Source organism: Moorena sp. SIO3I8 (genome assembly GCF_010692325.1).
GTDB lineage: Bacteria > Cyanobacteriota > Cyanobacteriia > Cyanobacteriales > Coleofasciculaceae > Moorena.
Map to the genome: position 1 here is coordinate 143,835 of NZ_JAAHHW010000002.1, position 26,172 is coordinate 170,006.

At 44.2% G+C, this 26,172-nt stretch carries 26 protein-coding genes; 13 read left to right on the forward strand and 13 right to left on the reverse strand.

Annotated features, from left to right (window positions below; genetic code table 11):
* Together F6K51_RS01380 and F6K51_RS01385 are read right to left on the reverse strand one after the other, a co-directional pair.
* The coding region (locus F6K51_RS01380) for a DUF4351 domain-containing protein (RefSeq protein ID WP_293017490.1) at positions 1–936 on the reverse strand (936 nt) is incomplete at its 3' end.
* Positions 937–1,074: 138 nt separating this feature from the next.
* A complete protein-coding gene (locus F6K51_RS01385; protein WP_293017491.1) occupies positions 1,075–2,037 on the reverse strand; it encodes a DUF4351 domain-containing protein in 963 nt (320 codons plus the stop codon).
* Between the two features lie 628 nt (positions 2,038–2,665).
* Here F6K51_RS01385 and ndhL point away from each other — a divergent pair.
* The 3 genes from ndhL to trpA are packed head-to-tail and all read left to right on the forward strand — an operon-like array spanning position 2,666 to position 4,140.
* Positions 2,666–2,932, forward strand: coding sequence for an NAD(P)H-quinone oxidoreductase subunit L (ndhL, locus tag F6K51_RS01390; protein WP_267876526.1), 267 nt, complete (start codon positions 2,666–2,668; stop codon positions 2,930–2,932).
* A gap of 30 nt (positions 2,933–2,962) precedes the next feature.
* On the forward strand, positions 2,963–3,328 hold the full coding sequence (locus F6K51_RS01395) for a DUF3007 family protein (protein ID WP_293017494.1): 366 nt from the start codon (positions 2,963–2,965) through the stop codon (positions 3,326–3,328).
* 14 nt (positions 3,329–3,342) lie between these two features.
* Positions 3,343–4,140 (forward strand): tryptophan synthase subunit alpha, encoded by a 798-nt coding sequence (gene trpA / locus F6K51_RS01400; protein WP_293017495.1) that lies wholly within the window; start codon positions 3,343–3,345, stop codon positions 4,138–4,140.
* Between the two features lie 122 nt (positions 4,141–4,262).
* Here trpA and F6K51_RS01405 read toward each other — a convergent pair whose 3' ends face one another.
* The 3 genes from F6K51_RS01405 to F6K51_RS01415 form a co-directional block, all read right to left on the reverse strand.
* Positions 4,263–5,231, reverse strand: coding sequence for a haloacid dehalogenase-like hydrolase (locus F6K51_RS01405; protein WP_293017496.1), 969 nt, complete (start codon positions 5,229–5,231; stop codon positions 4,263–4,265).
* A gap of 406 nt (positions 5,232–5,637) precedes the next feature.
* The gene (locus tag F6K51_RS01410; RefSeq protein ID WP_293017498.1) at positions 5,638–6,261 is read right to left on the reverse strand and encodes an SUMF1/EgtB/PvdO family nonheme iron enzyme; all 624 of its coding nucleotides are present in this window, start codon (positions 6,259–6,261) and stop codon (positions 5,638–5,640) included.
* 32 nt (positions 6,262–6,293) lie between these two features.
* Positions 6,294–6,494 carry an SUMF1/EgtB/PvdO family nonheme iron enzyme gene (locus tag F6K51_RS01415; protein ID WP_269086982.1) on the reverse strand — a complete coding sequence of 67 codons (201 nt, stop codon included), beginning with the start codon at positions 6,492–6,494 and terminating at the stop codon, positions 6,294–6,296.
* 1 nt (position 6,495) lies between these two features.
* On the opposite strand from F6K51_RS01415, the gene F6K51_RS01420 reads away from it, so the two are divergent.
* The gene (locus F6K51_RS01420) at positions 6,496–6,765 is read left to right on the forward strand and encodes a hypothetical protein (RefSeq protein WP_293017499.1); all 270 of its coding nucleotides are present in this window, start codon (positions 6,496–6,498) and stop codon (positions 6,763–6,765) included.
* An 11-nt stretch (positions 6,766–6,776) separates the two neighbouring features.
* Here F6K51_RS01420 and F6K51_RS01425 read toward each other — a convergent pair whose 3' ends face one another.
* The 4 genes from F6K51_RS01425 to F6K51_RS01440 all read right to left on the reverse strand — a co-directional run bounded on the left by F6K51_RS01425 (position 6,777) and on the right by F6K51_RS01440 (position 10,154).
* Positions 6,777–7,118 carry a XisI protein gene (locus F6K51_RS01425; protein WP_293017500.1) on the reverse strand — a complete coding sequence of 114 codons (342 nt, stop codon included), beginning with the start codon at positions 7,116–7,118 and terminating at the stop codon, positions 6,777–6,779.
* Positions 7,119–7,321: 203 nt separating this feature from the next.
* The gene (locus tag F6K51_RS01430) at positions 7,322–9,454 is read right to left on the reverse strand and encodes a bifunctional metallophosphatase/5'-nucleotidase (RefSeq protein WP_293017501.1); all 2,133 of its coding nucleotides are present in this window, start codon (positions 9,452–9,454) and stop codon (positions 7,322–7,324) included.
* A gap of 125 nt (positions 9,455–9,579) precedes the next feature.
* Positions 9,580–9,867, reverse strand: coding sequence for a hypothetical protein (locus F6K51_RS01435; RefSeq protein WP_293017502.1), 288 nt, complete (start codon positions 9,865–9,867; stop codon positions 9,580–9,582).
* A 143-nt stretch (positions 9,868–10,010) separates the two neighbouring features.
* Positions 10,011–10,154: a hypothetical protein gene (locus tag F6K51_RS01440; protein WP_293017503.1), complete on the reverse strand. Its 144-nt coding sequence runs from the start codon at positions 10,152–10,154 to the stop codon at positions 10,011–10,013.
* Between the two features lie 51 nt (positions 10,155–10,205).
* On the opposite strand from F6K51_RS01440, the gene F6K51_RS01445 reads away from it, so the two are divergent.
* The 5 genes from F6K51_RS01445 to F6K51_RS01465 all read left to right on the forward strand — a co-directional run bounded on the left by F6K51_RS01445 (position 10,206) and on the right by F6K51_RS01465 (position 12,367).
* Entirely contained in the window at positions 10,206–10,334 is a 129-nt protein-coding gene (locus F6K51_RS01445; RefSeq protein WP_293017504.1) for a hypothetical protein, read from the forward strand.
* Positions 10,335–10,437: 103 nt separating this feature from the next.
* Complete coding sequence (locus F6K51_RS01450; protein ID WP_293017505.1) at positions 10,438–11,451, forward strand: hypothetical protein; 1,014 nt, start codon at positions 10,438–10,440, stop codon at positions 11,449–11,451.
* Positions 11,452–11,510: 59 nt separating this feature from the next.
* A complete protein-coding gene (locus F6K51_RS01455; RefSeq protein WP_293017506.1) occupies positions 11,511–11,660 on the forward strand; it encodes a hypothetical protein in 150 nt (49 codons plus the stop codon).
* A 129-nt stretch (positions 11,661–11,789) separates the two neighbouring features.
* Entirely contained in the window at positions 11,790–11,963 is a 174-nt protein-coding gene (locus F6K51_RS01460) for a hypothetical protein (RefSeq protein ID WP_293017507.1), read from the forward strand.
* A complete protein-coding gene (locus tag F6K51_RS01465; RefSeq protein ID WP_293017508.1) occupies positions 11,912–12,367 on the forward strand; it encodes a DUF3531 family protein in 456 nt (151 codons plus the stop codon). The genes F6K51_RS01460 and F6K51_RS01465 overlap by 52 nt, the downstream gene beginning before the upstream one ends.
* Positions 12,368–12,580: 213 nt before the next feature.
* Here F6K51_RS01465 and F6K51_RS01470 read toward each other — a convergent pair whose 3' ends face one another.
* From F6K51_RS01470 to F6K51_RS01480, 3 genes are all read right to left on the reverse strand, one after another.
* Positions 12,581–12,919 carry a P-II family nitrogen regulator gene (locus tag F6K51_RS01470; protein ID WP_293017509.1) on the reverse strand — a complete coding sequence of 113 codons (339 nt, stop codon included), beginning with the start codon at positions 12,917–12,919 and terminating at the stop codon, positions 12,581–12,583.
* Between the two features lie 359 nt (positions 12,920–13,278).
* On the reverse strand, positions 13,279–15,132 hold the full coding sequence (gene feoB, locus F6K51_RS01475) for a ferrous iron transport protein B (RefSeq protein WP_293017510.1): 1,854 nt from the start codon (positions 15,130–15,132) through the stop codon (positions 13,279–13,281).
* 186 nt (positions 15,133–15,318) lie between these two features.
* Positions 15,319–16,179 carry an AAA-like domain-containing protein gene (locus F6K51_RS01480; RefSeq protein WP_293017512.1) on the reverse strand — a complete coding sequence of 287 codons (861 nt, stop codon included), beginning with the start codon at positions 16,177–16,179 and terminating at the stop codon, positions 15,319–15,321.
* A gap of 808 nt (positions 16,180–16,987) precedes the next feature.
* On the opposite strand from F6K51_RS01480, the gene F6K51_RS01485 reads away from it, so the two are divergent.
* Positions 16,988–17,200: a hypothetical protein gene (locus tag F6K51_RS01485; protein ID WP_293017513.1), complete on the forward strand. Its 213-nt coding sequence runs from the start codon at positions 16,988–16,990 to the stop codon at positions 17,198–17,200.
* Between the two features lie 139 nt (positions 17,201–17,339).
* On the opposite strand, the gene F6K51_RS01490 is transcribed toward F6K51_RS01485, so the two are convergent.
* The gene (locus F6K51_RS01490; RefSeq protein ID WP_293017514.1) at positions 17,340–19,424 is read right to left on the reverse strand and encodes an elongation factor G; all 2,085 of its coding nucleotides are present in this window, start codon (positions 19,422–19,424) and stop codon (positions 17,340–17,342) included.
* 304 nt (positions 19,425–19,728) lie between these two features.
* On the opposite strand from F6K51_RS01490, the gene F6K51_RS01495 reads away from it, so the two are divergent.
* The 3 genes from F6K51_RS01495 to F6K51_RS01505 all read left to right on the forward strand — a co-directional run bounded on the left by F6K51_RS01495 (position 19,729) and on the right by F6K51_RS01505 (position 25,867).
* The gene (locus F6K51_RS01495) at positions 19,729–20,814 is read left to right on the forward strand and encodes a tetratricopeptide repeat protein (protein WP_365939890.1); all 1,086 of its coding nucleotides are present in this window, start codon (positions 19,729–19,731) and stop codon (positions 20,812–20,814) included.
* Positions 20,815–22,115: 1,301 nt separating this feature from the next.
* Positions 22,116–24,038: a hypothetical protein gene (locus F6K51_RS01500; protein WP_293017515.1), complete on the forward strand. Its 1,923-nt coding sequence runs from the start codon at positions 22,116–22,118 to the stop codon at positions 24,036–24,038.
* 563 nt (positions 24,039–24,601) lie between these two features.
* Positions 24,602–25,867 carry an HlyD family efflux transporter periplasmic adaptor subunit gene (locus F6K51_RS01505; RefSeq protein ID WP_293017516.1) on the forward strand — a complete coding sequence of 422 codons (1,266 nt, stop codon included), beginning with the start codon at positions 24,602–24,604 and terminating at the stop codon, positions 25,865–25,867.
* Positions 25,868–26,172: the final 305 nt, after the last annotated feature.

Genomic DNA, 26,172 nt, shown 5'->3' on the forward strand with positions numbered 1-26,172 from the left:
ATGGTCTGCTAATTGCTCAACAGATTCTACATCGATGGCCAGATCCATTAACTGTTCTAATTTTTCGACACTCAACCCCTTCACACGAGCTTGAATTTCAGGGGATAGGTCTCCAAAGCGCCTGTTAAGCAATCGTAGCAGCAGTCGCTCAGCTCCTTCCTGACGACCTTCTTGACGACCTTGCTTAATGCCCAACCTTTCGATACTCGTGACATACTTCATGTTGACCTCCTGTTCGTACTGGTTAACTTCTTCACGAAAGGCTTGTTCTAGTGCTGAGGGTAAGTGCATTACCCAGTCGATGAAGTGATATAAGTTTAAAATGTCTTGTCGCTGATACCCTTGCTGGTACAATCGTCTGGTCAGAGCCATTTTCCAGATTTTCCGTTGCTGGCCATCACTACGAGTATCAACTGCTTTCAGGTGAGCCATGATCACCGTGGCAAAGGGATTGGCACTTTGTTCTAATTCTGGCCACTGCTGTTTGTAGTCTAACAGTTTCACCATCAAAAAATTGAACTGGATTTTACAGCCGAAGATTTCGCTACTGTATTGGGTTGGTCGCCACTGGGGGTTAGCATCACTCAAGACTGCTAAACTAGCAACCGGTCGATTGTAGCGTCCGCTAATCCGATGATGGTAGGTGTACATCCGTTTAGCAAACTCCGTCTGTTTTTCCCCTTGGACTTCCACATGAATTAGAATCCAGGTTTCTTGACCATTGTTGAGCCAGACCTTAACCAGTTTGTCTGCCCATCGACGTCCTACTTCCGCGTCTCGCACCACCTTTTGTAGTTCTTTGTCGAGGAATTCACTTGGACGAGACCAATTGATTTGACTATGAATGTGGGCAAAGCACAGGGCAATGAAGGGCTCAAAGTACCATTCCAGGGTGTCTTTCCAGGGGGAATCATAGTCCGCTGCTGGGTTAATCATTAATTTCCTCTAGTTCGGCTGATTCATCTAATTAATCACCAAACCCTGTTTCCCTGGTCATCAAATAGTGAAGGATTAATTGTGATTAACCCTTCAGAATAGATACAGGACATATCAGTCCTGGTTTTAATCAGCGTTTTAATTAGCGGCTTCGGGTGCTGGCAAATGGTCTGCTAATTGCTCAACAGATTCTACATCGATGGCCAGATCCATTAACTGTTCTAATTTTTCGACACTCAACCCCTTCACACGAGCTTGAATTTCAGGGGATAGGTCTCCAAAGCGCCTGTTAAGCAATCGTAGCAGCAGTCGCTCAGCTCCTTCCTGACGACCTTCTTGACGACCTTGCTTAATGCCCAACCTTTCGATACTCGTGACATACTTCATGTTGACCTCCTGTTCGTACTGGTTAACTTCTTCACGAAAGGCTTGTTCTAGTGCTGAGGGTAAGTGCATTACCCAGTCGATGAAGTGATATAAGTTTAAAATGTCTTGTCGCTGATACCCTTGCTGGTACAATCGTCTGGTCAGAGCCATTTTCCAGATTTTCCGTTGCTGGCCATCACTACGAGTATCAACTGCTTTCAGGTGAGCCATGATCACCGTGGCAAAGGGATTGGCACTTTGTTCTAATTCTGGCCACTGCTGTTTGTAGTCTAACAGTTTCACCATCAAAAAATTGAACTGGATTTTACAGCCGAAGATTTCGCTACTGTATTGGGTTGGTCGCCACTGGGGGTTAGCATCACTCAAGACTGCTAAACTAGCAACCGGTCGATTGTAGCGTCCGCTAATCCGATGATGGTAGGTGTACATCCGTTTAGCAAACTCCGTCTGTTTTTCCCCTTGGACTTCCACATGAATTAGAATCCAGGTTTCTTGACCATTGTTGAGCCAGACCTTAACCAGTTTGTCTGCCCATCGACGTCCTACTTCCGCGTCTCGCACCACCTTTTGTAGTTCTTTGTCGAGGAATTCACTTGGACGAGACCAATTGATTTGACTATGAATGTGGGCAAAGCACAGGGCAATGAAGGGCTCAAAGTACCATTCCAGGGTGTCTTTCCAGGGGGAATCATAGTCCGCTGCTGGGTTAATCATTAATTTCCTCTAGTTCGGCTGATTCATCTAATTAATCACCAAACCCTGTTTCCCTGCTCTGAAAATATCTCTGTCGTACGTAAATATGGGGGCGGTGGGACTTGAACCCACACGACCGTTTAAGGTCAACGGATTTTCATTCTCCCGTAGCTTTCGCTACTGCCATAGCTGGCTCTTGAGAATTGGACTCTCTCTTTACCCTCGGCTTTACGTTAGGGTAGCTCCCGTCGAGTCTCTGCACCTTCCGAGAGGTTTTCCCGGCTTGGCTCAGGATTGCCTTATCTTTGACCAGACTTAGGTTTCCCTGAGTTTGAGAGCATTCACATGACAGATTTCTCCATCAGTGCTCAATTTCCTTAAGTCCGTAGCGTCTACCATTCCGCCACGCCCCCTGGTTGATATCACATAGCGGTGGGTTTGCGTTTACCCATCAACCACTGTGATTTCACTGTTTTCTATTTAACCATGAACTGGGGCTACTATGCAAGTATAGTATTGAAATTTTTGAAATTTTTAGGATGGGGCAAAGTCTGCCTCTGGGGGAACACAGGGCAGCATGTTCGACCTAAGGTAGTATAGTAGGGTTGAGCGATTGACCTTGGCCTTTGGGCCACGCTAAGCGAAGCAAATGGTCACGCTACGCGAACGCATTTTTGTCTTCTGTGTCCTAAACCAAAATTCTATGATTACTGCGATACTATACCTGTCTCTGGCAGGAGCCTACTTATTGGTATTCCCTCTCGCCATCTATCTCTACCTACAGAAACGGTGGTACGTTGCTAGCTCCTTTGAGCGAGGCTTCATGTACTTCATGGTCTTCTTATTCTTTCCAGGTTTATTACTCTTCAGTCCAATCTTAAACCTCCGCCCCAAGCGGCGTCAGCCACAAGGGTAAGTCAGTCACTTAAGCGATCATTAGTAATTCATGCGACGAATTGACGCGATTGGAATTGCCCTTGGTATCTTTGCCGCTGGCGGCATAGCCTACTTGATCTTTCAGCTCGCTGGGTACGATCACATCCAAGCCGGGATTTGGAGTCAAGTCCTCTTGGTTGGGGGGTTAGTTGGGTGGGTGCTAACCTACCTGTTTCGAGCCCTGACCCAAACCATGACCTATAACCAGCAGGTGAAAGACTATAAAGATGCTGTCCTGCAAAAGCGACTCGAAGAAATGACACCAGAAGAACTTGCCCAACTCCAAGCAGAGGTGGAACAGGAAAAGCGTTTGACCAAGGCACAGGACGATTCCTCCATATCCCCCCTTAAGCAGGAGGGGCAGGGGCAAAACTAGATGACGAATGACCAATGACAAAAATTTCCGATTGCTTCGGATCCCTGAGATCTAACTCCCAGTGTGCTCTGATTCCTTTTATTACCGCTGGGGATCCCGATTTAGAAACCACAGCCAAAGCCTTGCGGGTACTCGACCAATCCGGTGCTGACATCATTGAACTGGGAGTACCCTATTCCGACCCCTTGGCCGATGGTCCAACTATCCATGCTGCTGCGACTAGAGCATTACAAAAAGGTGTGCAGTTGGATGATGTCCTGGCAATGGTCAAGGACATTAGCCCAGAGTTACAAGCGCCAATTGTCCTATTTACCTACTACAATCCCATTCTCAACCGAGGGATTAATTCCTTTTTAGAGCAGATTGCTGAAGTGGGGGCGAAAGGCTTAGTGGTGCCTGACTTACCCCTGGAAGAAGCTCAAATATTGCTCAAACCTGCAGCAGAGCTTGGGATTGAAGTGATATTGTTAGTGGCACCAACTTCACCAACAGAACGGATTGAAGCGATCGCTAAACAGTCTCAGGGCTTTATTTACCTAGTCAGTGTTACCGGTGTCACCGGGATGAGAACTCAGCTGCAATCACGGGTAAAAGACTTACTCAATCAGATGCGTGGTCTCACTGATAAGCCAATTGGGGTTGGCTTTGGTATCTCCCAGCCAGAACAAGCTAAGCAGGTCAAAGATTGGGGTGCAGATGCAGTGATTGTGGGTAGCGCTATCGTAAAGCGTTTGGCAGATGGGACGCCATCAGAAGGCTTGTCAGCCATTGGAGACTTTTGCCAAAGCCTGAAATTAGCCATTACAGAGTGAATCCATGGGTAGTAAGTAGGGCTTGGCATTTACTGTCAAGGTCTAGGATACCGATCAGTAGTTTCTGATCGGATTAATCCTTGGTATTTAGATGTTATTTCATATCCAGATTAGTTCTCTGATTAAAATCCTTTCTCGGATTTATCAATTTCGTTTCCAAACACTGTTACGAAATCCTCTTTCATACTGATAACTGTCCAACCACGAGCTTCGGCCTCCTGAAGAGCATTCTCGGCACCTGTATCGTATACATATTCGCGGGGATCATCGTGGTGAACCAGCATCATCAAAGCTGGACCGTCTTGCTCGTCAGTGTACTGAAGCATTTCTAAATCACCATCGGAATTACCAACTGTGATAATTGGTTTTTTACCAATGTAGCGCTCAATCCCCACTACTTTACCTCCTTTAGTATTAATGGGTTGCACCAGTTCTGGCTTCCGAACCAAGACATGGGATCCATCGTCTTTGGTGATAAACTCGGTTTGGATGCTACTACCAATGATGTTTTCAGGGGGAATACCGTAGGCATCTTCGGCATAGGAGCGAATGAAATCAATCCCCCCCCCAGAGCAAATATAGACCTTGAAATCATTACTCCTGAGATAGTTGACCAGTTCAACCATGGGCTGGTAAGTCACCTTTATGTATGGAACTCCAAAGTCTGGATGCTTTGAGTTATCCAAAAATTCCCTAGCCTTCTGTTGATAGTCTTCTGTTGTCATTCCCTGGAGTTGAAGATCGTCTAGGATTACATCCTTTTGACTTAAAGAAGCAAGTTCTTTGAAATCTGGCAATGGATTACCTAGCTGTTCTAGGATAAATAACCGCTGAATAGTTGTGGGTTTTTCAGTCCACAGGGTTCCATCATTATCAAACGTGGCGATGCGATCGCTAGGACGAACGTAGTTATCACTGTTGGGATTGGTAACCTCTTGCACAAAGTCAAAAATCCCTTGCTTAGCTGCACCGGCATTCCAAGACAGTAAGGGGTCATAGTCCGCAGCAGCAGGGGCACATCCCAGAAAGCCTCCTAGGTAAAACACTGATAAGAGAATCGACAGGAAAACTAAAAACGTTCTTTTTTTCATGACCTAAGATTTATCGGGTGTAATTGCTGATCCGCTTCAAGGCAAACAAGGCTATTTTTACCGACTAAACCAATCTTGTCAATATAATCTTTTCCCATTAGTTAACCCTGTTCCAAGACACAAAAATGTTTCCTAGAACAGGGTTATAGCAGTCGAATTATAGATTAGGAGGTTAGCGGAACAGCCATGTCTACTCCCTCTCGTAAATATTCAATCGTACCACGTGACTTTCTCCGTTGGTTTTTAATCGGAAACCAATAATGTTCTATCTCATTTCAATCAGGAGAGTAACCAAGCAAATAATCAATTCTATAGCAATTGTCTTTCCCATGAGGTACAAAGGGATACCCCTAAATCCCCCTTAAAAAGGGGGACTTTGAATAAATGCTATATAATTTTTTCAGATTTAGGAAAAATTATCAGGCTTAACTAACCTAAATCCAATGTGAGTCGTTCCTGTATCCGGTGATTGAGACTCCCGAGCAGCAGGACGATAGCGACTACAATAATTAGGAGCACACAGGTAAGACCCGCCTTTAATTACATGTTTAGCAACACCCGGTTCTCTCGGGTCGAAGCTTTCTTTTTGATTAGGTCCTGTAGGATTAAGGCTGTGGGCTTTGCCATTGTGACCGATGCTATACCAATCTGAAGTCCACTCCCAGACATTACCAGTTATGTCATACAAACCATAACCATTTGGTTCAAAAGAACCTACAGGTGCAGTGCCGGTGTGACCATCAGCTTTGGTGTTGAAAAAGGGGAAGAATCCTTGCCAGGTATTCGCCTTCTGGGCCGAGTATTGCTCACCCCAGCTGTAGGTGGCATCATCCATTCCACCGTGAGCAGCATATTCCCATTGGGCTTCTGTGGGTACTGACTTCCCTGCCCACTTAGCATAGGCTTGAACGTCTTCATAGGCAACATGGACGACGGGATAGTTCTTTTTACCCTTAATGTCGCTCTTTGGACCAAAGGGATGTCGCCAGTCAGCCCCAGGAGTCCACTTCCACCAGCTCAGGTAACCCACTGGTCTAACCCCATTGTCCGGCATCTGAAAGACTAGGAAGGTGCCCGTTGCTCCTCTGTTAAGTCCGGAAACTGTTCGGAGGAGAGGGGACGCTCTGCTACTGTAATATAACCAGTTTCCTTGACAAATTTGGCAAATTCGGCATTAGTGACTTCGTATTTATCGATGCAGAAGCTCTCAACGGTAACATCTTCGGCAGAGCGCTCGGAAGGATAGTAAACGTCGGAACCCATCTTGAAAGTACCGCCAGGGATTAAGGTCATACCTTCAGGGCAGCTATTTACGGTGGGAGATGCCTTGACTTGTGTGGCAGTGCAAAGGACTAGGCATACTGTCAGGAAACTGAGGAAAAGTTTGAAGAGAAGTGATTTTAACCAAGGAGTCTTCATTGTTGAGTCAGAAAAGCTATTAGTACGTAGGCATTTAGCGGTCAGCGATCCGTTCAGCTATCAGGCGTTGCCCAAAGACCAATGGCACCTCAAGTACCGTGCCCATAGCCCATAAGCTGAATATCACTAAGCCACTCCATAGCCTGTGTAAGGACGTTTATAACTGGGATGTAAACCGAGAATAATATCGTCTTTTGGTATACCCATTTCCACCAAATCTTGTGCCAAATCAGCTTCTGTCATATTTCGCTGAATCCAAATTCTACCATCTTTGATATCTAAATGGATGAAACAGTTATAAACTCGTTTGAGTCCATCCCAGCCGATATCTAGAAGTTGATAATGGTCATGTTCTGTGTCAAAAATAAGTTGACCCTCAATCTCTGAATCTGAATTATTCGCTTCTAATGTGGCATGATTAGTTAATAGTTGGCGAATTATTAATCGGTACTTTTCTAATTTTTTCATAACAAAGGGGAACCATTATAATGAGTAGTAGACTGACACAGTTAAAGTAGTAGAATGGATTTTTGCTAAAAACCTTAATTGACAAGGGATTTAGGGATTTTACTAAAGCACCATTTTAGCTGTGTCAGTCCAGTGGGTTTCATTTTCGGGCAGCCAGGATGCCCACCCCACTCATATTGATCCCGCCCCTAAGCAATGCTTGGTTATTCAGGAATGACTGTATCTTCCCGGAAAGCCAGATTTTGAATTCGCTCGTCCAATGTTGGGTCAGTATCAGGCTGATTAAAGGCATTAGCTGCGGTGGGGAAGAATTCATGGAGGTATTCTGCTAAGGCATCCTGCTCGGAACCAAAGGAGGCAAAATTGGCAAAACCATCGAAAGGTTCAGGGATCGCACCATCTCGGATGCCGTTTTTGTTGAGGTCTTCGTCAGGATCTAAAACCCCATCGCCATTGCTATCCGGCTCACCCCAGAAATCGACCCGATTGAACAAAGCTGGATTGGCACTCAAGAAGGTGGATAAGGGAGCGCCATCAGCCACGTAGCTAATGGTAACACCACGAAACGTGCGGCTGGGATCCCCCACTAATTCACCATTTTGAGCCACCACATCAATAACTTGGTCTTGATCCTCCAGGACAACCAAAGATAGAACCCGATCATTGGCAGGACGAGTGCTATCAAAGCTAAATTTAAGCCGACCGACTTGGGGAAACTGGCCGGGAGTCACACCTGGAGCTGTTGCTGCTACCGCATCCTCGATGGTTTGCAACAATTGATCTGCCGTGACGGTAAACAGGGTAAGTCCATTGTTAAAACGGAGGGAGTTTGTAATGTCGAGTTGGGAAACTTCCCCTTCTTCCTTGCCCACCGCAGGATTGGCTGCTGGGGGCAACAGTTCAAAGTCATTGGGGTCGATGCCACCGTTAGCAGCGCTAATTACCCCGATGTTGGAACGGATGCCACCTCCATTTTTGAAGGAAAACACGGTTGTATCATCGACAGTCTTGGCATAGGTCAGGTTAGCATCAGCGGTTAGGTTACCCAGGTTGGTTTCTTCGGTACGGACAAAAGCGCGATCGCCCCGCAGGAAAACTTTGGTATTGCCAAAAATATTGCTATCCTGAGTACTGATCACTTCATCCAGGGTATTGGTAATTTCTACAACCTCTGGATCTGGGGTCCCTCCTACCGCTGCAACTCCTTGATCATCTGTGGCGTAGGCTCCACTAATGTTGGGGTCAATACTGCTGGCAATCAGGATACCGTTTGCATCAAAGTCCACCACCAGACGACCCACATACTTATAGGTGGCATCTGTGTTCACAACAGCGATCGCGTTTCCATCTCCATTGGTTTTGATAATAGGATAGGAACCGCCACTGGTATCTCCGAGCCGAAGATGATCGGTGGCATCAGACAGCAAGGTGTGAGACCCTCCCGCCACAATTATATCTACATCCCGCAAACGAGGGGCTAACTCATCCCGCTCAATGGTCAACTGTTGCATATGAGCCAGGAGAATAATCTTGTTGATGCCCGTAGCCGTCAATTCATCCACCGCAGTTTGGATTTTAGCAGCCAGGGCGTCATAGTCTGTGGGATTTTCCGGGAACACCGTGACTCCATCAGAGGAAGAGATGGTAGGCAGAAGGGGTGTGCTTGCTCCGACAATACCAATTGGCTCACCATTGACGGTAATCACTGCAGTCCCCGCAACTTGTCCTGCCGGAATGGTGCTGACTTCTTGACCGTTTGCACTGATCAGGCTTGATAGGTTAGGGTCTGTGCTAAAATCCAGGTTTGCACTGAGATAGGGAAACAGCGCCCCACGGTAAGATCCATCAGGTTGAATGATATCCCGCACTTCCTTGCTGCCGAGATCGAAATCGTGATTCCCAAAGGTCGAAGCTTGGATACCGAGTTGATTGTGGATTTCGATATTGGCGTGACCAATACTAGCTTCTCCCACAGGGGTGTCGTTCAACCTAGGGTCGCTGCCAGCAAACAGGAACGGACTGGGAATGTAGTTGTCTCCAGAGGAGAGGACAAGAGTATTGGGGTAGTCCTCCTTGAGGGCATTCAGGACGGCGGAAAACCGAGGAGCATCTTCCAATGCGGCCAGTCCAGCCTCAAAATCTGAAGCATGGAGCAGTTGTAGAGTAAAAGGCTCTGTATCTGAGTCAACAACCTCTGGCTCCGGGTTACTAGTTCCTGTAGAGCCTATATCGGGGATGGGTCGATTCTGTTGTCCTATCACAAGGTAGGCAACGATAGCCAAAACTAGGGCGATCGCAACTGCTACCCCTATTTTCCAAATACGGTTCCAATTCATTAAATATACCTAATAACTTATCTGTGCCTTGTTTACCCTATCAAGTTATTGCTCTTTTTTGTACGATAGGATGCCGAAGCAATACCAAACTTCGACATCCTATCTCTAATCCCTAGTTGTTTAATTCAACTGGCCGCCCAAACCAACGCAAAAGTTAAATATCCCTGCTGTTTCGGACCTATTGCTTGAACCGATTGATTGGCGCTAATACGTGTGAAATACAAATCACCAATCTGGGTAGCCAAAAACTCACTCTGGAACGAACCACAAGAAAGCTGCATTATTTGCATTTGGCTATAGGTCAAGAACTCAGTAAACTGTTCCACATCCGTAAAACGACAGGAAAGAATCTTGGAACGTCCTGCGGTAGATTCGTTCAAATCTTGACCAGAATTTGCTGCATTAAAACTCATGACTAGTTCAGATAAAATACATTATAATTCGTGGCATTTGTCAGTAAGGATGTAGTTCACCCTTGGTATTTTAGGGAGTAGGGATTAGGTAGTAATAAAATTAAATCTACCTCATAAGTATGATCAATTATATCAAGCTTTTGCTAAGATATATAGCAATTATCATAGTTATGAGGAAAAAATTTCTGGATTTTAGGGAACAGGGAACAGGGAACAGGGAACAGGGAAGAGAGAATAGGGAATAGGGAATAGGGATGTCCTGCATCAACACAGGGAATCAACGTCAAAGAAGACTGTACCTCATAACTGCGAGAAACGCTATAATTTAAAATTATCTCATGAAAGCAAATGCTGATTTATCATACAGCCGTTTTCCTATTAATGAAGTACACACCGATTTTTTGTCTTTTCCCTGTTCCCTGTTCCCTATTCCCTATTCCCTATTCCCTATTCCCTATTCCCTTTGACCATTAATTATAGTTTCACCTCTCAACTAAAAATGCTATAGCTGATGGCTGACAGCTGACGGCTGAATGCTTACTAACACCCTACGTTAAAAATTCCTTAATTATGAAACCCCAAACTGAGCAAATTGTTACTACCCTTCAAGAACTAACCAAAGATGAATACTACAGCCTAGTTGGTGACGCACCTTATATAATTATCCCTTGGGAAGTGCAAGATAAAGGTTCCTTTTCAGTGGAACGCTTTCTAGTGGATAACACCGGTCTTATGCCCTTTGCTCCTGAAGAGTTTCTCAGTCAGATTCGCGCAACCCAATCTCAAGCTGTGAGCGACCATTACCAAAATCTGATCGCACTGCTGCAAGCTAACTTGTCAGAGTTAACTATCTATGGCTATCGCCTTCCTACACTACCAGAAGACTTGGAAGAGGGATTTCCCCTTCAACAAAGTGTCTTTGGCTCCTTAGGAATTCCGATGCTAATCGGTTCATCAACAGCAGGAGAGTGGATTGGATTAGGTATCAAACAAAGTTGGCGGTGCAACTCATCACCACAATTTATGATTCCGGATCTAGAATCTCTCCAAGACAATACCGCTGCACTGGTTGAGCAAATCAAATCTATCACCAATCAAATTACTCATCAAGCCCAAGCAGAGGAAGAATTAACTTTGGGAGGTTTCGAGGTAGTGATCACCACTAGTCGCAATGAAGTTATCCAAAAATTATTGGATACTACGGGATTTTTAGAGATTAGCGAAATCAATGAATTTATTAGAGTTCGAGATGATTACGGCACCGAGATAGAAGAGTATCAGGAAACAATAGCACAGCTAGAACAAGAACTAGTAAAGTTAGAGGAAGAAGGAGACTTATCAACGGAACAATACCAAGAGGTTCAAGAAGAATTGTCAGAAGAAAGAGCAGGATTAGAGGAAATCCAAACAGAATGCAAGTTCGAGTTAGACTTGAGAAACTTGTTTGCCACTCAACTGCTTAATTCCAAAACTTACCATCTTAACTTCAATCTGTCTGGAGAATGGTGTACAGTTCACTATGCCTTAGGGGAAACTCACGATCACGATTGGGTAGTAGTAGCAACAATTAGTTATACTCTTTGAGGGAATCACAGGAGTGGGCGCGGGGAGATGGGGAGATGGGGAGATGGGGAGATGGGGAGATGGGGAGATGGGGAGATGGGGAGATGGGGAGATGGGGAGATGGGGAGATGGGGAGATGGGGAGATGGGGAGTCAGATAAGCAACTGGAACTCCAAGAGCGCGCTCCATCGCTACTCCCTGCTCCCTGCTCCCTCTCTCACTATTGGTGATTTTTCATAACTATATTTTTCACAACTAGTTGAAAATTGTGATAAGATAGTTTTTGGAAAAAATTCAGGATTAATCAAAAGTTTACTCTCGGATAGTAGGGATTTATGGTAATAACTAAAACTTAGTTATTGTTAAAATATTTGCTTTTAACCGATTCCCGATTCCCGATTCCCGATTCCCGATTCCCGATTCCCGATTCCCGATTCCCGATTCCCGATTCCCGATTCCCTGTTCCCTGTTCCCTAACGATATGCAAATTATATTTCGTGAGTTTAACCCATTTGATTTGTGGATTTGGATAGAATTTAGCACTGTTCCCTCCTATCGGGAAAAGGAATACGTGGAAGAACTGTTCAATTCCTGGTTTTTATTAGGTAAATTGGGAGGATTTGATGCAGAAAACCTGCCGGTGCAAGAAGTTGGCCTAGAAATCAGCTACATGGAATATGATGATAGAGTAGCGGAAAAGAGTTTAATGGCCTTGATGCATAATCAGGGCGAGTTTGAGTATGAAGGCACTTGGGGGCGCTGCTGGTTTGATTTAGGAACTAGTGATGCGATCGCTCTTGATATTTTAATTAATTCTCTCCGGCAACTTGCCAAAGAATATGTGGAGATTGAAAAATTAATTATTGGTGGTGAAAACGACGATTGGCCAGTGTACGATCGGAGCAAATCAATGTTTTACGAATCTAATTCCAACTAATTCCTACTAATCACTTAGCAAATCGTCCCTGGATTTTTGGGTCAGGGTAATGGGTAATCGTCAAGTACCCATTACCCATTACCCATTACCCATTACCCATTAGCACTTAGACCAATTCAAGTAGGGTGGGCAAAGTAATCTAATCATTAATACTCATTTGAACCAAACTGTTTTTGCCCACCCTACAAGCTACAAGCTCAAGCAGATTAGAGATTAAACAGCCTCTAAATTCCTTTCTCCAGTCCTAATCCGGACAACTTGCTCAATGGGACTGATAAAAATTTTCCCGTCGCCGATTTTACCGGTGTGAGCAGCAGCGAGAATTTTTTCTACTGCCATGTCAACTAAGCCATTTTCAACAACGACTTCTAGCTTTACCTTAGGAAGAAAGTCTACCCTGTACTTTGTACCGCGATACTGTTCAGTTTGACCTTTCTGTCGTCCAAATCCCCGAACTTCAGACACGGTCATGCCAACGATACCAGCATTGACTAAAGCGATTTTGACGTCTTCGAGCTTATAGGCTCGGATAATTGCCTCGATTTTTTGCATTTTCCCAGCCCCTTACTGGGGCTACCACTCCAATTGACTAAGACCAGCATGACACATATACCACGAAAAATAAATTTTTCTGTAAAAAATAATACTTTTGTCATAGGTCATTTGTTAACGCCCATGTTCGTGCCTGCCTTGCTCAGAGAGGATAAGGGGGAATCCCCATTTTTTCGTTTAACTTTTACCATTTAACTTTTCCCGTTTAATTTTTATAGCAATTCCCATCACGAGTGAGGTACACAGGTTTTTTTACCACTCCCTACTCCATTCCCCCCTTATTAAGGGGGGTTAGGGGGGATCCCTACTCCCTAAAACCCATAAATTTGTACCTCACCCAATTGATAACTGCTATATCTTCATTGAAATCCCAGTGCTAAAGCTCCCTGGTAAAATATCAAGCTAGCTACCCAAGCCAACCCTAAGGAAAACACTAAGGAAAATAGGGTAAATTTCCAGGATTTAGCCTCATTAAATAGGGTAACAATGGTAGTTAAACAGGGAGTGTAGATTAAGCAAAAGATACAAAAACTATATCCTTGGATAAAGGTTACTGTATCAGTTATCTGCTGACTAACAGCAACGGAGTTAAGTCCATAAATTACCGCTAAAGAGCCAATCACAATTTCTTTAGCAATGAAACCAAAAATTAGGGCTAGGGTTAAATGGGGATTAATACCAATGGGATTCATGACCGGACTTAAAAATTGTCCAATTTGCCCGCCAATGGTATCCAATCCTGTGGCTCCTGGCGGTAAATTCGTGATGAACCAAACGGCAACACAGCCAAAGGTAATAAACCCAGATGCTCGTTGCAAAAATTCTTTGACTTCTCCCCAGCCTCTTAGTAAGACTTGTTTGAGGGTGGGAATTCGGTAAGGGGGTAATTCTATAATAAAGGGTTCCTCGTTTTTAAAGACTCCTTGGAAAAGAGCAGCAGTGACAATGGCGGCGACAAAACTAAGTAGGTATAAAGAAAATAATACTAACGCTCCGTTACCATGGGGAAATACAGCGGCAATGATAAAGACAAATACCTGGAGTCTTGCAGCACACAAAGCAAAAGGAATGACTAGCATAGTTAGCAGTCGCAAGGCTTGCGATCGCATAACTCTAGTGCCCATTAATGCGGGCACATTACAGCCGAATCCCATCATTTGCATCACAAAACTGCGACCATCTAACCCCAACCGTTCCATAAAGATATCCATTAAATAGGCAGAACGGGATAGGTAGCCACTATCTTCTAGAATTGCCATTAAGATAAAGAACAGCACAATTAATGGAACAAAGGAAGCAACGGTAGCTAAACCGTTCCAAATCCCATTAATCAAAAAGTCTTGAATCACTGTGGGTAAGGGTTGGATAACAGGCTCAATTATGGCACCTTGAATCCAGCCAGTAATCTCATCCATCAGGTCTTGAGAGGGTAGTCCCACAGTCCAAACTACCCAAAATACCAGGAACATTCCTAAGAAGAACAAAGGTAAACCCAATATCGGATGCAGCAGGAACTGATCAATCCTGGCAGTTAAATTGACTGCCATCTCAGAGGGCATTTCTACCGCACCATTGAGGAGTGAATCTATCTCTTTAGTGGAGATAGAGCTATGGTCTGATATACTATTTTTTAGATTATCTATTAGATTATCTCTATTAATCGATTCTTCTTGTGCGTTTAAAGTTTTAGAAATTTCTAGGTATGCCCTCATATAGCCGTCTCCATACTTGGCACTAATGAGGAACACGGGGATATCAAAATTATCGGATAATTTTTCGGTGTTGATTTTAACTCCATATTGCTTAGCTTCATCAGCCATATTCAGCATCACCACTGCAGGTAAACCTAGGGCTTTTACCTGCAAAACCAAGCGAATTTGACGGTCAATTTGGGAAGCATTGAGAACAATAATAAATAGATCAACAGCAAAATTTTCTAAAAAGGTTTGAACAATTTTCTCATCATCAGAAAATCCCTTGAGGTCATAAATTCCTGGTAAATCTACGAATTCCGTAGGTTCGCCATTGAGTTGGACATTAGCTTGTAGTAGATCTACAGTAATGCCGGGCCAATTGCCAACATGAGCATTGGTACCTGTGATCCGGTTAAAGAAGGTTGATTTTCCCGTGTTGGGCATTCCTAGCAAGGCAACTCGCTTAACCCCTTTCGAGTCTTCAATGACGGCGGTGCTGGTATTGTGGCAAGAGGTCATAATGTTACTGGCAGATATTTGTTTAAGTTCTGCAGGCTATCGGGGGGCCTTGAACCGTAACGATTATATAGCAATATTTCCGATTATTATAGCAATACGCGCTTGGGTATTTACAAATAATGGTGAGGGATAAATTGCTACAAGCTTTGTCAAACTTGGCTTTTCTATTGCTAGCATGCCTCTTGCCTATTCCCAGCCCGTAGCGCTATGGCTATGAAAGCGAACGCTAAAGTATCGCTGATACAAATTGCAGCTAACCATGACTTGATTGTCTGACCAATTCACCAGTCCCATACTGTAAAGCTTAAATGCCTGTACCTGTTCCAAGGCCACTGGAACTTTTGCCCTAACCACTGCTTCAAAGGCTACGGCTAAATCAGGCTGAAGGTTCAAACGCACAGTTTGGTAACCCTGAGTTTCTGCATGAGCCAGAATCCTCACCATCAGGGATGTTTTCCCCATCTGTCTGGGTGCTTTAATATGAATAAAGGCTCCTGGTTTAACAATCTCTTCGTAACACCTGAATTCATAGGGGACTCGCTCGACATAAAATCGGGAAGCTAAAGGAACTCTTCCCTCTGGTAACTCCAACTGCTGCGATTGAGGATTGAGGATTTGGGATTGGGGATGGTTCGGAAAAGAAACATTTGATATCTGTTCAGTAGCTGTAGATTCCACCTTCCCTTTTTCGTAAGGCTCTAGTCCCTGTTTCAATACCCCAAGCAGCTCCTGAGTATGACTCGATTCTTGATTGACCTGTCGTCTTTCGAGTACACTACGAAAGTTGGTTTTACTAACTTTTTCCCCTAGTGCCTCTGAGAACAGTTTCCATAATTTAGGGGCAACGGTCTGCTTGATATAACTTGCTGAATAGCCTAACTCTTGAGCGATCTGGTCATAGGTTTTGCGTTGCCCTTGCCAGGATTTTTGCAAAACTGCTCTTTGGATATCACTGAGAGATTGCCCTGTGTTGGAAAACACTAATTGTTCCGCAAATCCTAATCCTTCCTGAATATCGATCAGGTATTGTAAGTTAAGCACTGCCATTTACTTTGCACCCTACATGATTCTTGGCGGCTAACCTGAGTGTGATATAACCATAGAAAACTGCTAGACTACCGGTTCAGTAATCAAAATTATGGGTAGACGCAAACCAAAAGATGATAGCCCTTTTGCTGAAATCCTAATTGCTTCGTTCTTTGGCTTCGCCTACTTCGTTATTCAAAATGATTAATGTCTCGATGGGGTAGGAGCTAGTCAAGAGTTCGGTGTGTTATATCAAATTCCGTTAGCCTACATCTTTAGTAAGGCTGACGAAAGTTTGCGATCGCGCCCCGCGTGGCCTACGGCCAATCGCGTTAGCTAAACGTATGATTTATGTGTAGGTTATGTATAATATTTCTTGAAGCCAAGCTAAACTCAATGGCACGCTCCAATTGCCCTGAGATTAAGCATGATAGCATGATCGCTTTAATACCAAAATCAAGCGAACGCGCCCCGCGTGGCCTACGGCCAATCGCTCTACTCCGACTCCACAAGGGATTGGCTTCATCGTTGCCAGGCTTTGCTGCTGTAGCACCATGAGATGGGACCTAGGAGCCGCTACTTGAGGTGCATCTTGAGGTGAATCAAACCAACCCCAAGGTGGGAAAATTTAGATAAGTATCCGAAAATCCCATTCTCAATCGTGTAGTCTCTAGGAGAATAATCTGGGATCACGTTCTGCTAATTGGCAGTGTTGGATGGTCAGCACCCCCCTGTTGCCTAGACGGGGCGACCTGACTCAACTGCTATGTTTTCCATAACCCTGATGCTAGGTTAGGTAATTATGGCGGAAAAACTTGAGGTAATAATTATGCTTATACCCTTATCGATGACTTTGATGATCGCCTCAGTAGCCATTTACCTTTGCGTTAAGACTACTGAAGAAATCGTCAAAGTGGCTGCAGCTATAACAGCCTTAATCTGTCTGTTTGTCAGCCTATTTTTTGTTCCTTGGCCAATCAAACTACTAATTTTGATCCTTCCCTTTTTTATTGAAAAACTCCAGCGGGTAGCCTCTCGCTAGGGATTAGCCATGATCGGTTTAGGCTTTAAGTACTAGAAATTAACCATTAACCATTAACCATTAACCCAATACCTAAAACCGTAAGCATATGCGCTACGCGCATATGCTTACCTAAAACCTAACCCCTAAAACCATTAACTTAGCTGCGACCATTACCATTACCATTACCATTACCATTACCATTGCTGGTTGCCAGCACCCGATCAGCTAGCTTACCTGGCACTTCCTGGAGATGGTCATAGCTCCAATTAAAGAAACCGATCCCTAAAGTAAGCGATCGCAATTCCATGATCAAGTTCTGCATTTCTGCCTGGGGGATATAGCCAGAAACACAATCCCATCCTGTCCAATCAGAACAGGTCTGATAGCCCAGGATTTGACCCCGATGACCGGTGATCAATTGCAGCACCTTAGAGGTGAATTCCTGAGGTGCATAGACCCCAACAGACATAATTGGCTCAAGTAACATTGGCTCACAATCGGGCATACCACCGGTCATAGCTAGCCGTGCTGCTTGTTTAAATGCCTGTTCCGAACTATCTACGGAGTGGTAAGACCCATTGGTTAGAGTCACAGCCACATCTACCACTGGGAAGCCTAAGGGTCCGTGGGACAAGTACTCCTTTACTCCGATCTCCACACCAGGGATATATTGCTTTGGCACCACCCCACCGACAATGGTTTCCGAGAAGTTAAACCCTTCACCCCGAGACAAGGGTTGGATATCAAGGTAGACATCACCATATTGCCCATGACCACCACTTTGGTGCTTGTAGCGCCCATGAGAGGTAGTGGATTTGCGGATACTTTCTTTGTAAGGCACTCGGGGTAAGTGAGTGGTCATCGGTAAGTTGTATTTGCGGCTCATCCGGTCTAGAGCAACCTGAAGATGAATATCTCCCTGTCCCCATAGGATGATTTCGTGAGTGTCTCCATGTTGTTCCCACACCAGAGATGGGTCTTCTTCCAGCAGCTTGGTTAAGGCACCACTCAGCTTAACCTCATCTTTGCGCTTCTCAGGAGTAATGGCTAACGCATAGACTGGTTTGGTTCCCTCAGCTATTGGTAATTTAATCTCTGGATTACCCGTATCAGTGGTCAGGGTGTCACCAGTTTTAATGCCCTCTAAGCGTCCCAGGGCAACGATGTCACCAGCAGATACTTGGGAAACTGACTGAGTGTGGTGACCAAACATACGGTATAAGCCTCCGGCCCGGACACCGTTAAAGACCATGCCATCGGTTAGTTTCCCTTGCCACACTCGCACTAGGGAGAGTTTTCCACCTTGGGGAGTGTAATAGGTTTTGAGTACCTGTGCCACTGTGCTTGATTCATCACCAGCAATGTCGCGACGCTCGGCAGTGGTTTCTGGGGTTGGTGATTCTCGCAGTAGGGCATCGATCAAGGGGCGAACACCATAATCTTGCTGAGCAACACCCATAAATACAGGTACAATCAAGTCGGCCCCCAATTCCATCTTCAGGTCTTGGACAATTTCTTCTTGGGGTGGCTCGATTTCTTCTAGTAGTTCTTCGAGGAGGTGGTCGTCAAAATCTGCTAAGGTTTCTAGTAATTCTGTGCGTGCTTGCTGTTCTGCCTCTTTCAATGACTCTGGCAGTGGGATCGGATCAGCTGGGGCATCAGGATGGTAAAGATAAGCTTGTTCGGTGACTAAATCAATAAACCCGGTGAGGTGTTCTCCCTTACCAATGGGGTATTGGTGCAGTACTAAGGGGCGAGTGGAAACTGAATTGAGGGCATCAAAGACGGACCGTAAGGAGTTACCATTAGCATCATCGGTCAACTCAAACCGATCCATTTTGTTAATAAAGACTAAGTGGGGGATTTCCCAGTCGTCGAGAAATTTGAATAAGGGTGCTAAGGTGAGGACGCGATCGCTTACTGGTTCACAAACCACGACAGCCGCATCCACACCAACTAAGGCGTTGTAGGTTTCTTGAGCAAATTCAATGGAACCGGGACAGTCTATAAAATTGAAGCAGATATCTTGATACTCGGTGCTGGCGGCAGTTACCTCCACACTCATTTGGCGTTGCCTGGCCTCGGTGGCATTATCACCGACGGTGTTGCCTTCCTTTACTGTGCCTTTGCGAGAAATCCTACCAGTAACGGACAACAAACTTTCGAGTAGAGTGGTTTTCCCACTGAGATACGGACCAACAATTGCCACATTACGGGTGGCTTTACACGCTTTGCCGTTCATAATTTACCCCCAAATTATTTCAATTGGACTTATGCATTGAAGCGGAGCTTGAAGGGGATGATCTGGTAGCGAGGTGAGTTGGTTAAAACGTGCCATACGTCAACGCTTCTCTTACCTGCTCATCCTACCTACTTATCTCCTGACTACTGGTTTATGCGTAAGTTTTGTTGAGATGGGATCAACGTTATCTGGTTGTGAGATTAACTTATTTTGGTTTGATCTAGATCGAACTTGCAATGTCTTGTAATGTAAACTACTAAAACTGTTAAGTAAGATAACTCTAGGTCACTAATTTTCAAAAAATATGAATACACGTAACAACTATAAAAAAAAATGTTTAAAAAATCTTAAGCAAAATTTATTCCCACTCAACTTAATGTTTTTTAACAGAAAAGTCACTACTAGAAGCTATTTCTTCCTAGGAGTCAGTTGGCTGTTGGTGCTGACACAGCCACTAGTTTCCCATGCCCTAGGGGTTAACCCAGATCATCTGAATGATTCACCAGGGAGACTGAGTAGACATCATCCCCTTACTCGCCCTTACCGTTACAGTGGTAGACTAATCGCCCAGTCTCAGTATCTCCCAGCACTCAAACCAACTCAACCCGCAGCCCTCGAGCAACTTAACCAAGGACTGGCATTAATTCAAGAGAGTAAGGTACTTGAAGCAATCGTGGCGTTTGAAAAGGCCGCCCAACTGAATCCCAAGCTAGCACCAGCACACTACAACTTGGGCCTAGCATTGCGGCAGGTTGGAAAATTGCAGGCGTCAGCCGATGCCTTTTATCGGGCGACCCAGACCGATCCAGAATTTGCTCTAGCCTTTGCTAATTTAGGGGCTGCCCTGTTGGAAGGAAAGAATTTGTCTCAGGCACGGGAATATCTAGAAAGAGCTCTGGAACTTGACCCTAAACTTGGTGTTGCTCACTATAACATGGGTCTAGTTATGTCCAAGTTGCGAACACCCGCACAAGCGATCGCATCATTTAAACAAGCAATGCAATTTAGCCGTAATGCTCCCGAACCGCCATATCATTTAGGACTGATTTATAGGCAACAGGGGAAGCTGGAGGAGGCAAAAAAGGCGTTTGAGCAAGCGATCAAAATCAATCCCAAATACCCCGAAGCCCACTACAATATCGGGGGAATTTTATTTAGTCAGAGAAATTTGGATGGTGCTCTGGCAGCATTCCAGCAAGCAGCGGTAGCTAACTCGAATTACGCTAATGCCTATTATGCTGCTGGTGTAGTATTTCTGCGCCAAAACCGGTTTAGTGATGCTCTGCAAGTCTTGCAGTATGCTAGAGACCTTTACAATAGCCAAGGTAATCCCCAGTGGGGACGTAGGGCTGAGCAATTGATGGAGCAAGCCCGTAATTCCGGTTTTTAGTGCGGTTTGTACCATCAGAACTTGTTAGCTTTGACGACTCCCCACAGATAAATCTGGAGCGTTGCACCTGTAGGGGGATGATTTATGGAGATGGGGAAGATGGGGAAGAATCCACCCATCCTCCTGTTGATGTTTATCACGTTTCAATTAGGATTTCTAGATCAGTTGTTTTTTGCTTTTTTTAATGGCAGGATTTACAGAATATTTTTAATTTTTTTTTTTTAAAACTTTAATAAAAATTCAATCAATACTCAATTATGTGAAAATAATCAAACCAATGCCAAGTATTTTTTACTAATTTCTGAGTGTTATGTTAATAGTTAATATCCAAATAATTTTATATATAAATATAATAGTTTTGGAAAAAATAATCGAAAACTATGTCACCTTTGAATTTAAGTTATAGGGCTACAAAACTTAAAAAGCTTAAAATCAATTGTCCTTTATCTGGAAAAATTTAGGTATTGCCCAGGCTAATACTAGCCTAGCTTGAATTTTTTGCCGATTATTAAAAGTGTAGTAACGTTGGGAGACCTTGAGTTTAGGGGATAAGACTGGGTGGCGACGGTTAGCCTAATCTAGACATTATCAAAACCCGATTCCTACTCCCCACTGCGCTCTCCTTCAATTACGGTTAAGACTACAGCATACTATAACTGATAAAATTTAGCCACACTCAATACAAAAAACCCCTGATGGGCGGTTGGGTGCCCCAGGGGGATGCAGCAAAAGGTTAAAACTACCATATACAACAGTAATCGGAAATGACAGTAAACCGTATCCGCAAAATCTCGGAAATCTCTGAGCCACTCGCAATAGTGGCCTACGAATAATTACGTACTTGCCTTATCCATGGTTACTATAGGGCTCTTGTCTACTAATATTCACAGCGATCTGACAAACCAGTAACTTGGGTCGAACTAGGGAACTGGCTCCTATTCCACACCTAGTTCAGGGAATCTCAACGGAATTGAGTTGCCTTGAGCGCAAATCAGACTCGAAGGGCGTGTTCCATGTGCTGAACCCTTTGGAGTTTTCCAGGGTTTTGATCCTGCCGATACAACTTGTCTAAGCCAAGAATGAAGACAGTGAGTATAATTAGTGTAGTGGCCAAATTGCGAGCAAATAGTAAATCGAACATGACTATATCCTGAATTTCTCAATCCCTGGGGGTTCTGAGCCCCATTGCCCATGATTAAAAATTCTGAAGTGCCGATGTTTAATTTAGGGTTGACGCTCAGGTGTACTGTTTTGGTTGTTGTGTAAGAATTGAGGCCAATCGCTACAACTGGTGAAATCTGGTGAAATCTCCGAAATCTCGTAACTTACTAGTAGCTTCCTTGGTGGCTGGTGCTGTCTTGGGCTGTACCCACCAAGTTATACCGACCACACCAGCGCTAGAGGCTAAACCAGTGATTAGCAGATCTGTTACTGATCTAATTCAGATTGAACCCTTACCGATTGCGACCAAGTATAGGAATCAGTGGACTCCTGAATTGGAATCGGAATTCTGGGTGCGAGCCAACCAGGCAATTCAGTATTACGGTGGTAAAGGTTATGGCAACAACTACGGGGAAAATGAGAAGCGGTCTTATCCCTATGCCATGTTTGATTTTATTTTTGGCAATCGGGAGAAAGCCCTAGAGTTTCTGCAATCAGAAGATGCCCAAGCTGAAGATAACCAACACACTGAGGGTATTGACTACTATTACGCTTTCACCCTCAAAGGACAAATCCGAAAATACTTCTTCTTTGGGCAATTTCTCGACCCGACCTACAAACAGCGAATGTTTGACGGTGCTAAAACCTGGACAGAAACAGACCCCAACGGGCGTCCTCACCCCATTTATGGTAAGGGAAAAGGTGGTGATGGTTGGGGACCGGATGTGCGAGGAGGTTGGGTGGATGGACGCAACACGGACAATCTCCGGGCAATGCGAGAGATTTCCGTTTATCTGATGGCGGAGGAAACCGGAAATGAAGAGACTAGGCGTCTGTATAAAAAGAAAATTCAGCGCTATGTCTGGGCGCTCTACAACATTGGTATGGGAGAGTGGGATTCAGAGACTTACCATGGTCACACCTTTGCGGCTTATCTAAATCTCTACGACTTTGCGAAGGAGCCGGAGGTGAAACAACTGGCGAAAGCGGCTCTAGATTGGATGTCAGCGGCGGCAGCAGTGAAATATTATCGAGGTGGTTTTGGCGGACCGACTAAGCGGGATTACGGCAAAAGTAATGTGGTATACGGAGCCAGTGCTGCCCGTCTGTTCTGGCTTTATTTTGGCGATGTTACCTTAGTGAATCCTAAGCCAGAACGGGATGTAATTCACGTAATTACTAGCGCCTATCGACCTCCCCAGGCGGTGGTAAAGTTAGCTCGTAAGCAGTTTCAGAAGCCTGTGGAAATCCTGGCGAGTAAACCAGTCTACGAAAATTGGAAAGCTGGAGGTGAGGATAAACCAGGATATTGGGAAACCACCTTCTTTGGTCATACCTATCAGTTGGCGAGTTTGGCGGGTGAATTCCCTGATGGTGATGTCGGACCATTCAAGCTAATGGCATACAATCAAGAGCGGGGTGTGGATTATTTTGTTGCTAATACTGGTGGTGATTGGGTGAAGCCAGGAAAACATCAGGGAGACCAAGTTGGGCAATACCGTAACCTAGTTCTTTGGTTAAGACCAGCTACGGATAGACCATTCTTTTTCCAATTACCTAAGACGGCTCAAGCAGAAATAGAAGATGGGATTTGGTTCTTTAAACTGGAGAAAACCTGGTTAGCGATTCGCTCGATTAATTTGGATACCTATACTGAGGTGGCTATACCCAACCAGAAATTTGCCCAGCTCTATAGTCAGGAAAAAACTCTGAAGGCAACACCCCTAGGCAATAGCTATGCTGGCTTTGCTCTAGAAGTAGGAGAGGAGGAATCTCATGGTAACTATGAGGATTTTAAACAGGCAGTTAAGACAAAAAGTCAGTTAGATTTACGTGAAATTGCCATAGGTAAAGTGCAGTGGATTGGTAGCACTGGTGAGAGTCTTAAACTGACCTACAATCCTAAAAATGACTTGCCAAGTCTGACGCGAAATGGGATAAAACATGACTGGTCAAAACACCTTGATCTGTACAAACCAGTTAATGGGAATGGACCAATTTCTCTAGGTTGGAAAATAGGTAATCTCCGGGTTGACGCAGGGGATTTGGTGTTTGAAAATTGATTGTTAAGTGTTGAGTGTTGATCGCTGAATATCCCCTAAGATGATGTCTGAAACCAAGGGTGCATCTCATATTTGTAAAAAATTTGCGTAGGGTGTGTTAGGGTAGGGGGGGCCTCATTTTCCGCCTCGTAGCCAGGTTTTAGACAGCCCGCCCCGTAACGCACCACCTTGTCAAACAACAAAAATGAGATGCACCCGAAACCAATAGTCAGTAATTATATGGTCATATAAGTCATTTTTTAACCAATAACGTTGATTATATAATTCATGATTATGGAGTTTAGACTAACTGGTGTTGAAGGAGTTGTAATCTCTTCAGCGCATCCTCATTGCTTAGGTCTGGTGCCCTAGAAAGCAGAAGGTTAAAATTTTCAATAGGATCGGTTAAACAAGCACCATTAGCCCCCTACTAGGGTGACTGATACGAAACTTGTCAGACATGTTAACGTTCAAGGCTAAAGGTCTTGCTTCTCCCATGGAGGAGGGGCTTGCTTGGAAATTTTATCAATAAGTTAGGATTTTAGCCCCGATGTATTTATGAGAAACAAAAAAAATAAGTCTTTATGGATAAATCTCTATTTTTAGATCATCAAGAAAATGCCAAAAATCAGGAAACTATCAAGCCGAAGCGGCAAATTTATCCTTTACTACTGAGCCTATTGGGTTTAATCCTAGCTGGGATAGCTGTGTCAAGCAAGTATTTTGTATCAACATCCCAAGATAGAACAATCCCACTAAGTGGTCGGATTGAGGGGGACGAAACTGATATTGGGACGAAAGTTGGAGGTAGAGTTAATTTTGTAGCTGTGCAGGAAGGGAAAGAAGTAAACAAAGATCAGAACATTGTGCGGCTTGACGATCAAGAAATTCAAGCTCAGTTAAAAGGTGCTACTGCTCGTTTAGTTTCTGCTCAGCAACAGGAACTTAAAGCCCGTCTGCAAATCAATTTAGTCGAAAGTCAGATTCTGGAGGTGCAGCTAAATCTCAAAAAAGCACAAGAAGATACCAGAGGTCAAGTCTTACAAGCTGAGGCATCAGTTGCAGCTAATATTGCTCAACTTAATCAAGCGTTTGCTAAGTTAGAAGAAGCTCAATCTGAATTAAACTTAGCAAAAGCTAATCGCGATCGCTTTGCTCAATTGGTGGAACAGGGAGCCGTAAGCAAACAACAATTTGACCAAACTCAGACAACTTTTGAAAAAGCCCAAGCAACTGTTAAAGCAAGTCAAGCATCAGTTAATGCTATCGGCAAATTAGTAAATGTAGCACAGGGTCAGTTAGTACAAGCCCAAACCTCTACTCTCAACCCAGAGATTATCAACGCTCAACTGAGCAGATTACAAACTCAGTTAGCCCAGGCTCGTTTACAACTGGCTATGGTTAAAGCTGAAGTTGAGATTGCCAAAGCTTTCCAACAAGAGATTAAAAGCAAAATAAGTGATCTGGAAATTGCCAGTCCCATTGATGGTGTGGTTATTACTCGTCTAGTTGAACCGGGAGAAATAGTTAGTGCTGGTCAAACACTCTTAACGGTGATCGATCCCAACAATGTTTATCTACGAGGATACATTCCTGAAGGAGATATTGGCAAAATTCGAGTAGGACAGAAAGCTAAGGTATTTCTTGATTCATACCCAGATCAACCTTTAAGTGCTACAGTGACTACTATTGATAGTCAAGCATCCTTTACTCCGGAGAATATCTATTTTCGGGAAGATCGGGTGAGACAAGTCTTTGGGATTAAAATCACTATTGATAATCCTGGGGGGTTTGCTAAACCAGGGATGCCAGCCGATGCCGAAATTATTACTGAATCGAAGGCTAATTAATCACAATTATAGTAGTCATATAGCCGACATTTATCCTGAGGGGGTGACCTGAGGGGGTGACCTGAGCCCTGAAAAGCTTACTATATAAGGCTTTGATGCTAATTATCTCAGGGAAGATAAAGTCCCAAATTGACCCTACGAATGATTTTCTGGAAGCTCAAACTCTTATAACTACGTCCAAGGTCGCGCCCACAATAGCATGTATCTTTTAGGTGCGACCCGTGGCGAATTTAATAATTAGATGCGGAAAGCGCACCTTAAGTAAATGATGGGCTGAATTCATTACTCAGTAAGGATTTTAGCTT

Excerpts from the sequence above, each read along its gene's own strand:
- F6K51_RS01385 (WP_293017491.1), bottom strand. The coding sequence starts at position 2,037 with ATGATTAACCCAGCAGCGGACTATGATTCCCCCTGGAAAGACACCCTG.
- F6K51_RS01470 (WP_293017509.1), bottom strand. The coding sequence starts at position 12,919 with ATGCAAAAAATCGAGGCAATTATCCGAGCCTATAAGCTCGAAGACGTC.
- F6K51_RS01480 (WP_293017512.1), bottom strand. The coding sequence starts at position 16,179 with ATGGCAGTGCTTAACTTACAATACCTGATCGATATTCAGGAAGGATTA.
- F6K51_RS01485 (WP_293017513.1), top strand. The coding sequence starts at position 16,988 with ATGCTTATACCCTTATCGATGACTTTGATGATCGCCTCAGTAGCCATT.
- F6K51_RS01495 (WP_365939890.1), top strand. The coding sequence starts at position 19,729 with ATGAATACACGTAACAACTATAAAAAAAAATGTTTAAAAAATCTTAAG.
- feoB (WP_293017510.1), bottom strand. The coding sequence starts at position 15,132 with ATGACCTCTTGCCACAATACCAGCACCGCCGTCATTGAAGACTCGAAA.
- F6K51_RS01445 (WP_293017504.1), top strand. The coding sequence starts at position 10,206 with ATGAAAGCAAATGCTGATTTATCATACAGCCGTTTTCCTATTAATGAA.
- F6K51_RS01395 (WP_293017494.1), top strand. The coding sequence starts at position 2,963 with ATGCGACGAATTGACGCGATTGGAATTGCCCTTGGTATCTTTGCCGCT.
- F6K51_RS01505 (WP_293017516.1), top strand. The coding sequence starts at position 24,602 with ATGGATAAATCTCTATTTTTAGATCATCAAGAAAATGCCAAAAATCAG.
- F6K51_RS01405 (WP_293017496.1), bottom strand. The coding sequence starts at position 5,231 with ATGAAAAAAAGAACGTTTTTAGTTTTCCTGTCGATTCTCTTATCAGTG.
- ndhL (WP_267876526.1), top strand. The coding sequence starts at position 2,666 with ATGGTCACGCTACGCGAACGCATTTTTGTCTTCTGTGTCCTAAACCAA.
- F6K51_RS01465 (WP_293017508.1), top strand. The coding sequence starts at position 11,912 with ATGCAAATTATATTTCGTGAGTTTAACCCATTTGATTTGTGGATTTGG.
- F6K51_RS01455 (WP_293017506.1), top strand. The coding sequence starts at position 11,511 with ATGGGGAGATGGGGAGATGGGGAGATGGGGAGATGGGGAGATGGGGAG.
- F6K51_RS01430 (WP_293017501.1), bottom strand. The coding sequence starts at position 9,454 with ATGAATTGGAACCGTATTTGGAAAATAGGGGTAGCAGTTGCGATCGCC.
- trpA (WP_293017495.1), top strand. The coding sequence starts at position 3,343 with ATGACAAAAATTTCCGATTGCTTCGGATCCCTGAGATCTAACTCCCAG.
- F6K51_RS01490 (WP_293017514.1), bottom strand. The coding sequence starts at position 19,424 with ATGAACGGCAAAGCGTGTAAAGCCACCCGTAATGTGGCAATTGTTGGT.
- F6K51_RS01435 (WP_293017502.1), bottom strand. The coding sequence starts at position 9,867 with ATGAGTTTTAATGCAGCAAATTCTGGTCAAGATTTGAACGAATCTACC.
- F6K51_RS01415 (WP_269086982.1), bottom strand. The coding sequence starts at position 6,494 with ATGGGTTCCGACGTTTACTATCCTTCCGAGCGCTCTGCCGAAGATGTT.
- F6K51_RS01425 (WP_293017500.1), bottom strand. The coding sequence starts at position 7,118 with ATGAAAAAATTAGAAAAGTACCGATTAATAATTCGCCAACTATTAACT.
- F6K51_RS01450 (WP_293017505.1), top strand. The coding sequence starts at position 10,438 with ATGAAACCCCAAACTGAGCAAATTGTTACTACCCTTCAAGAACTAACC.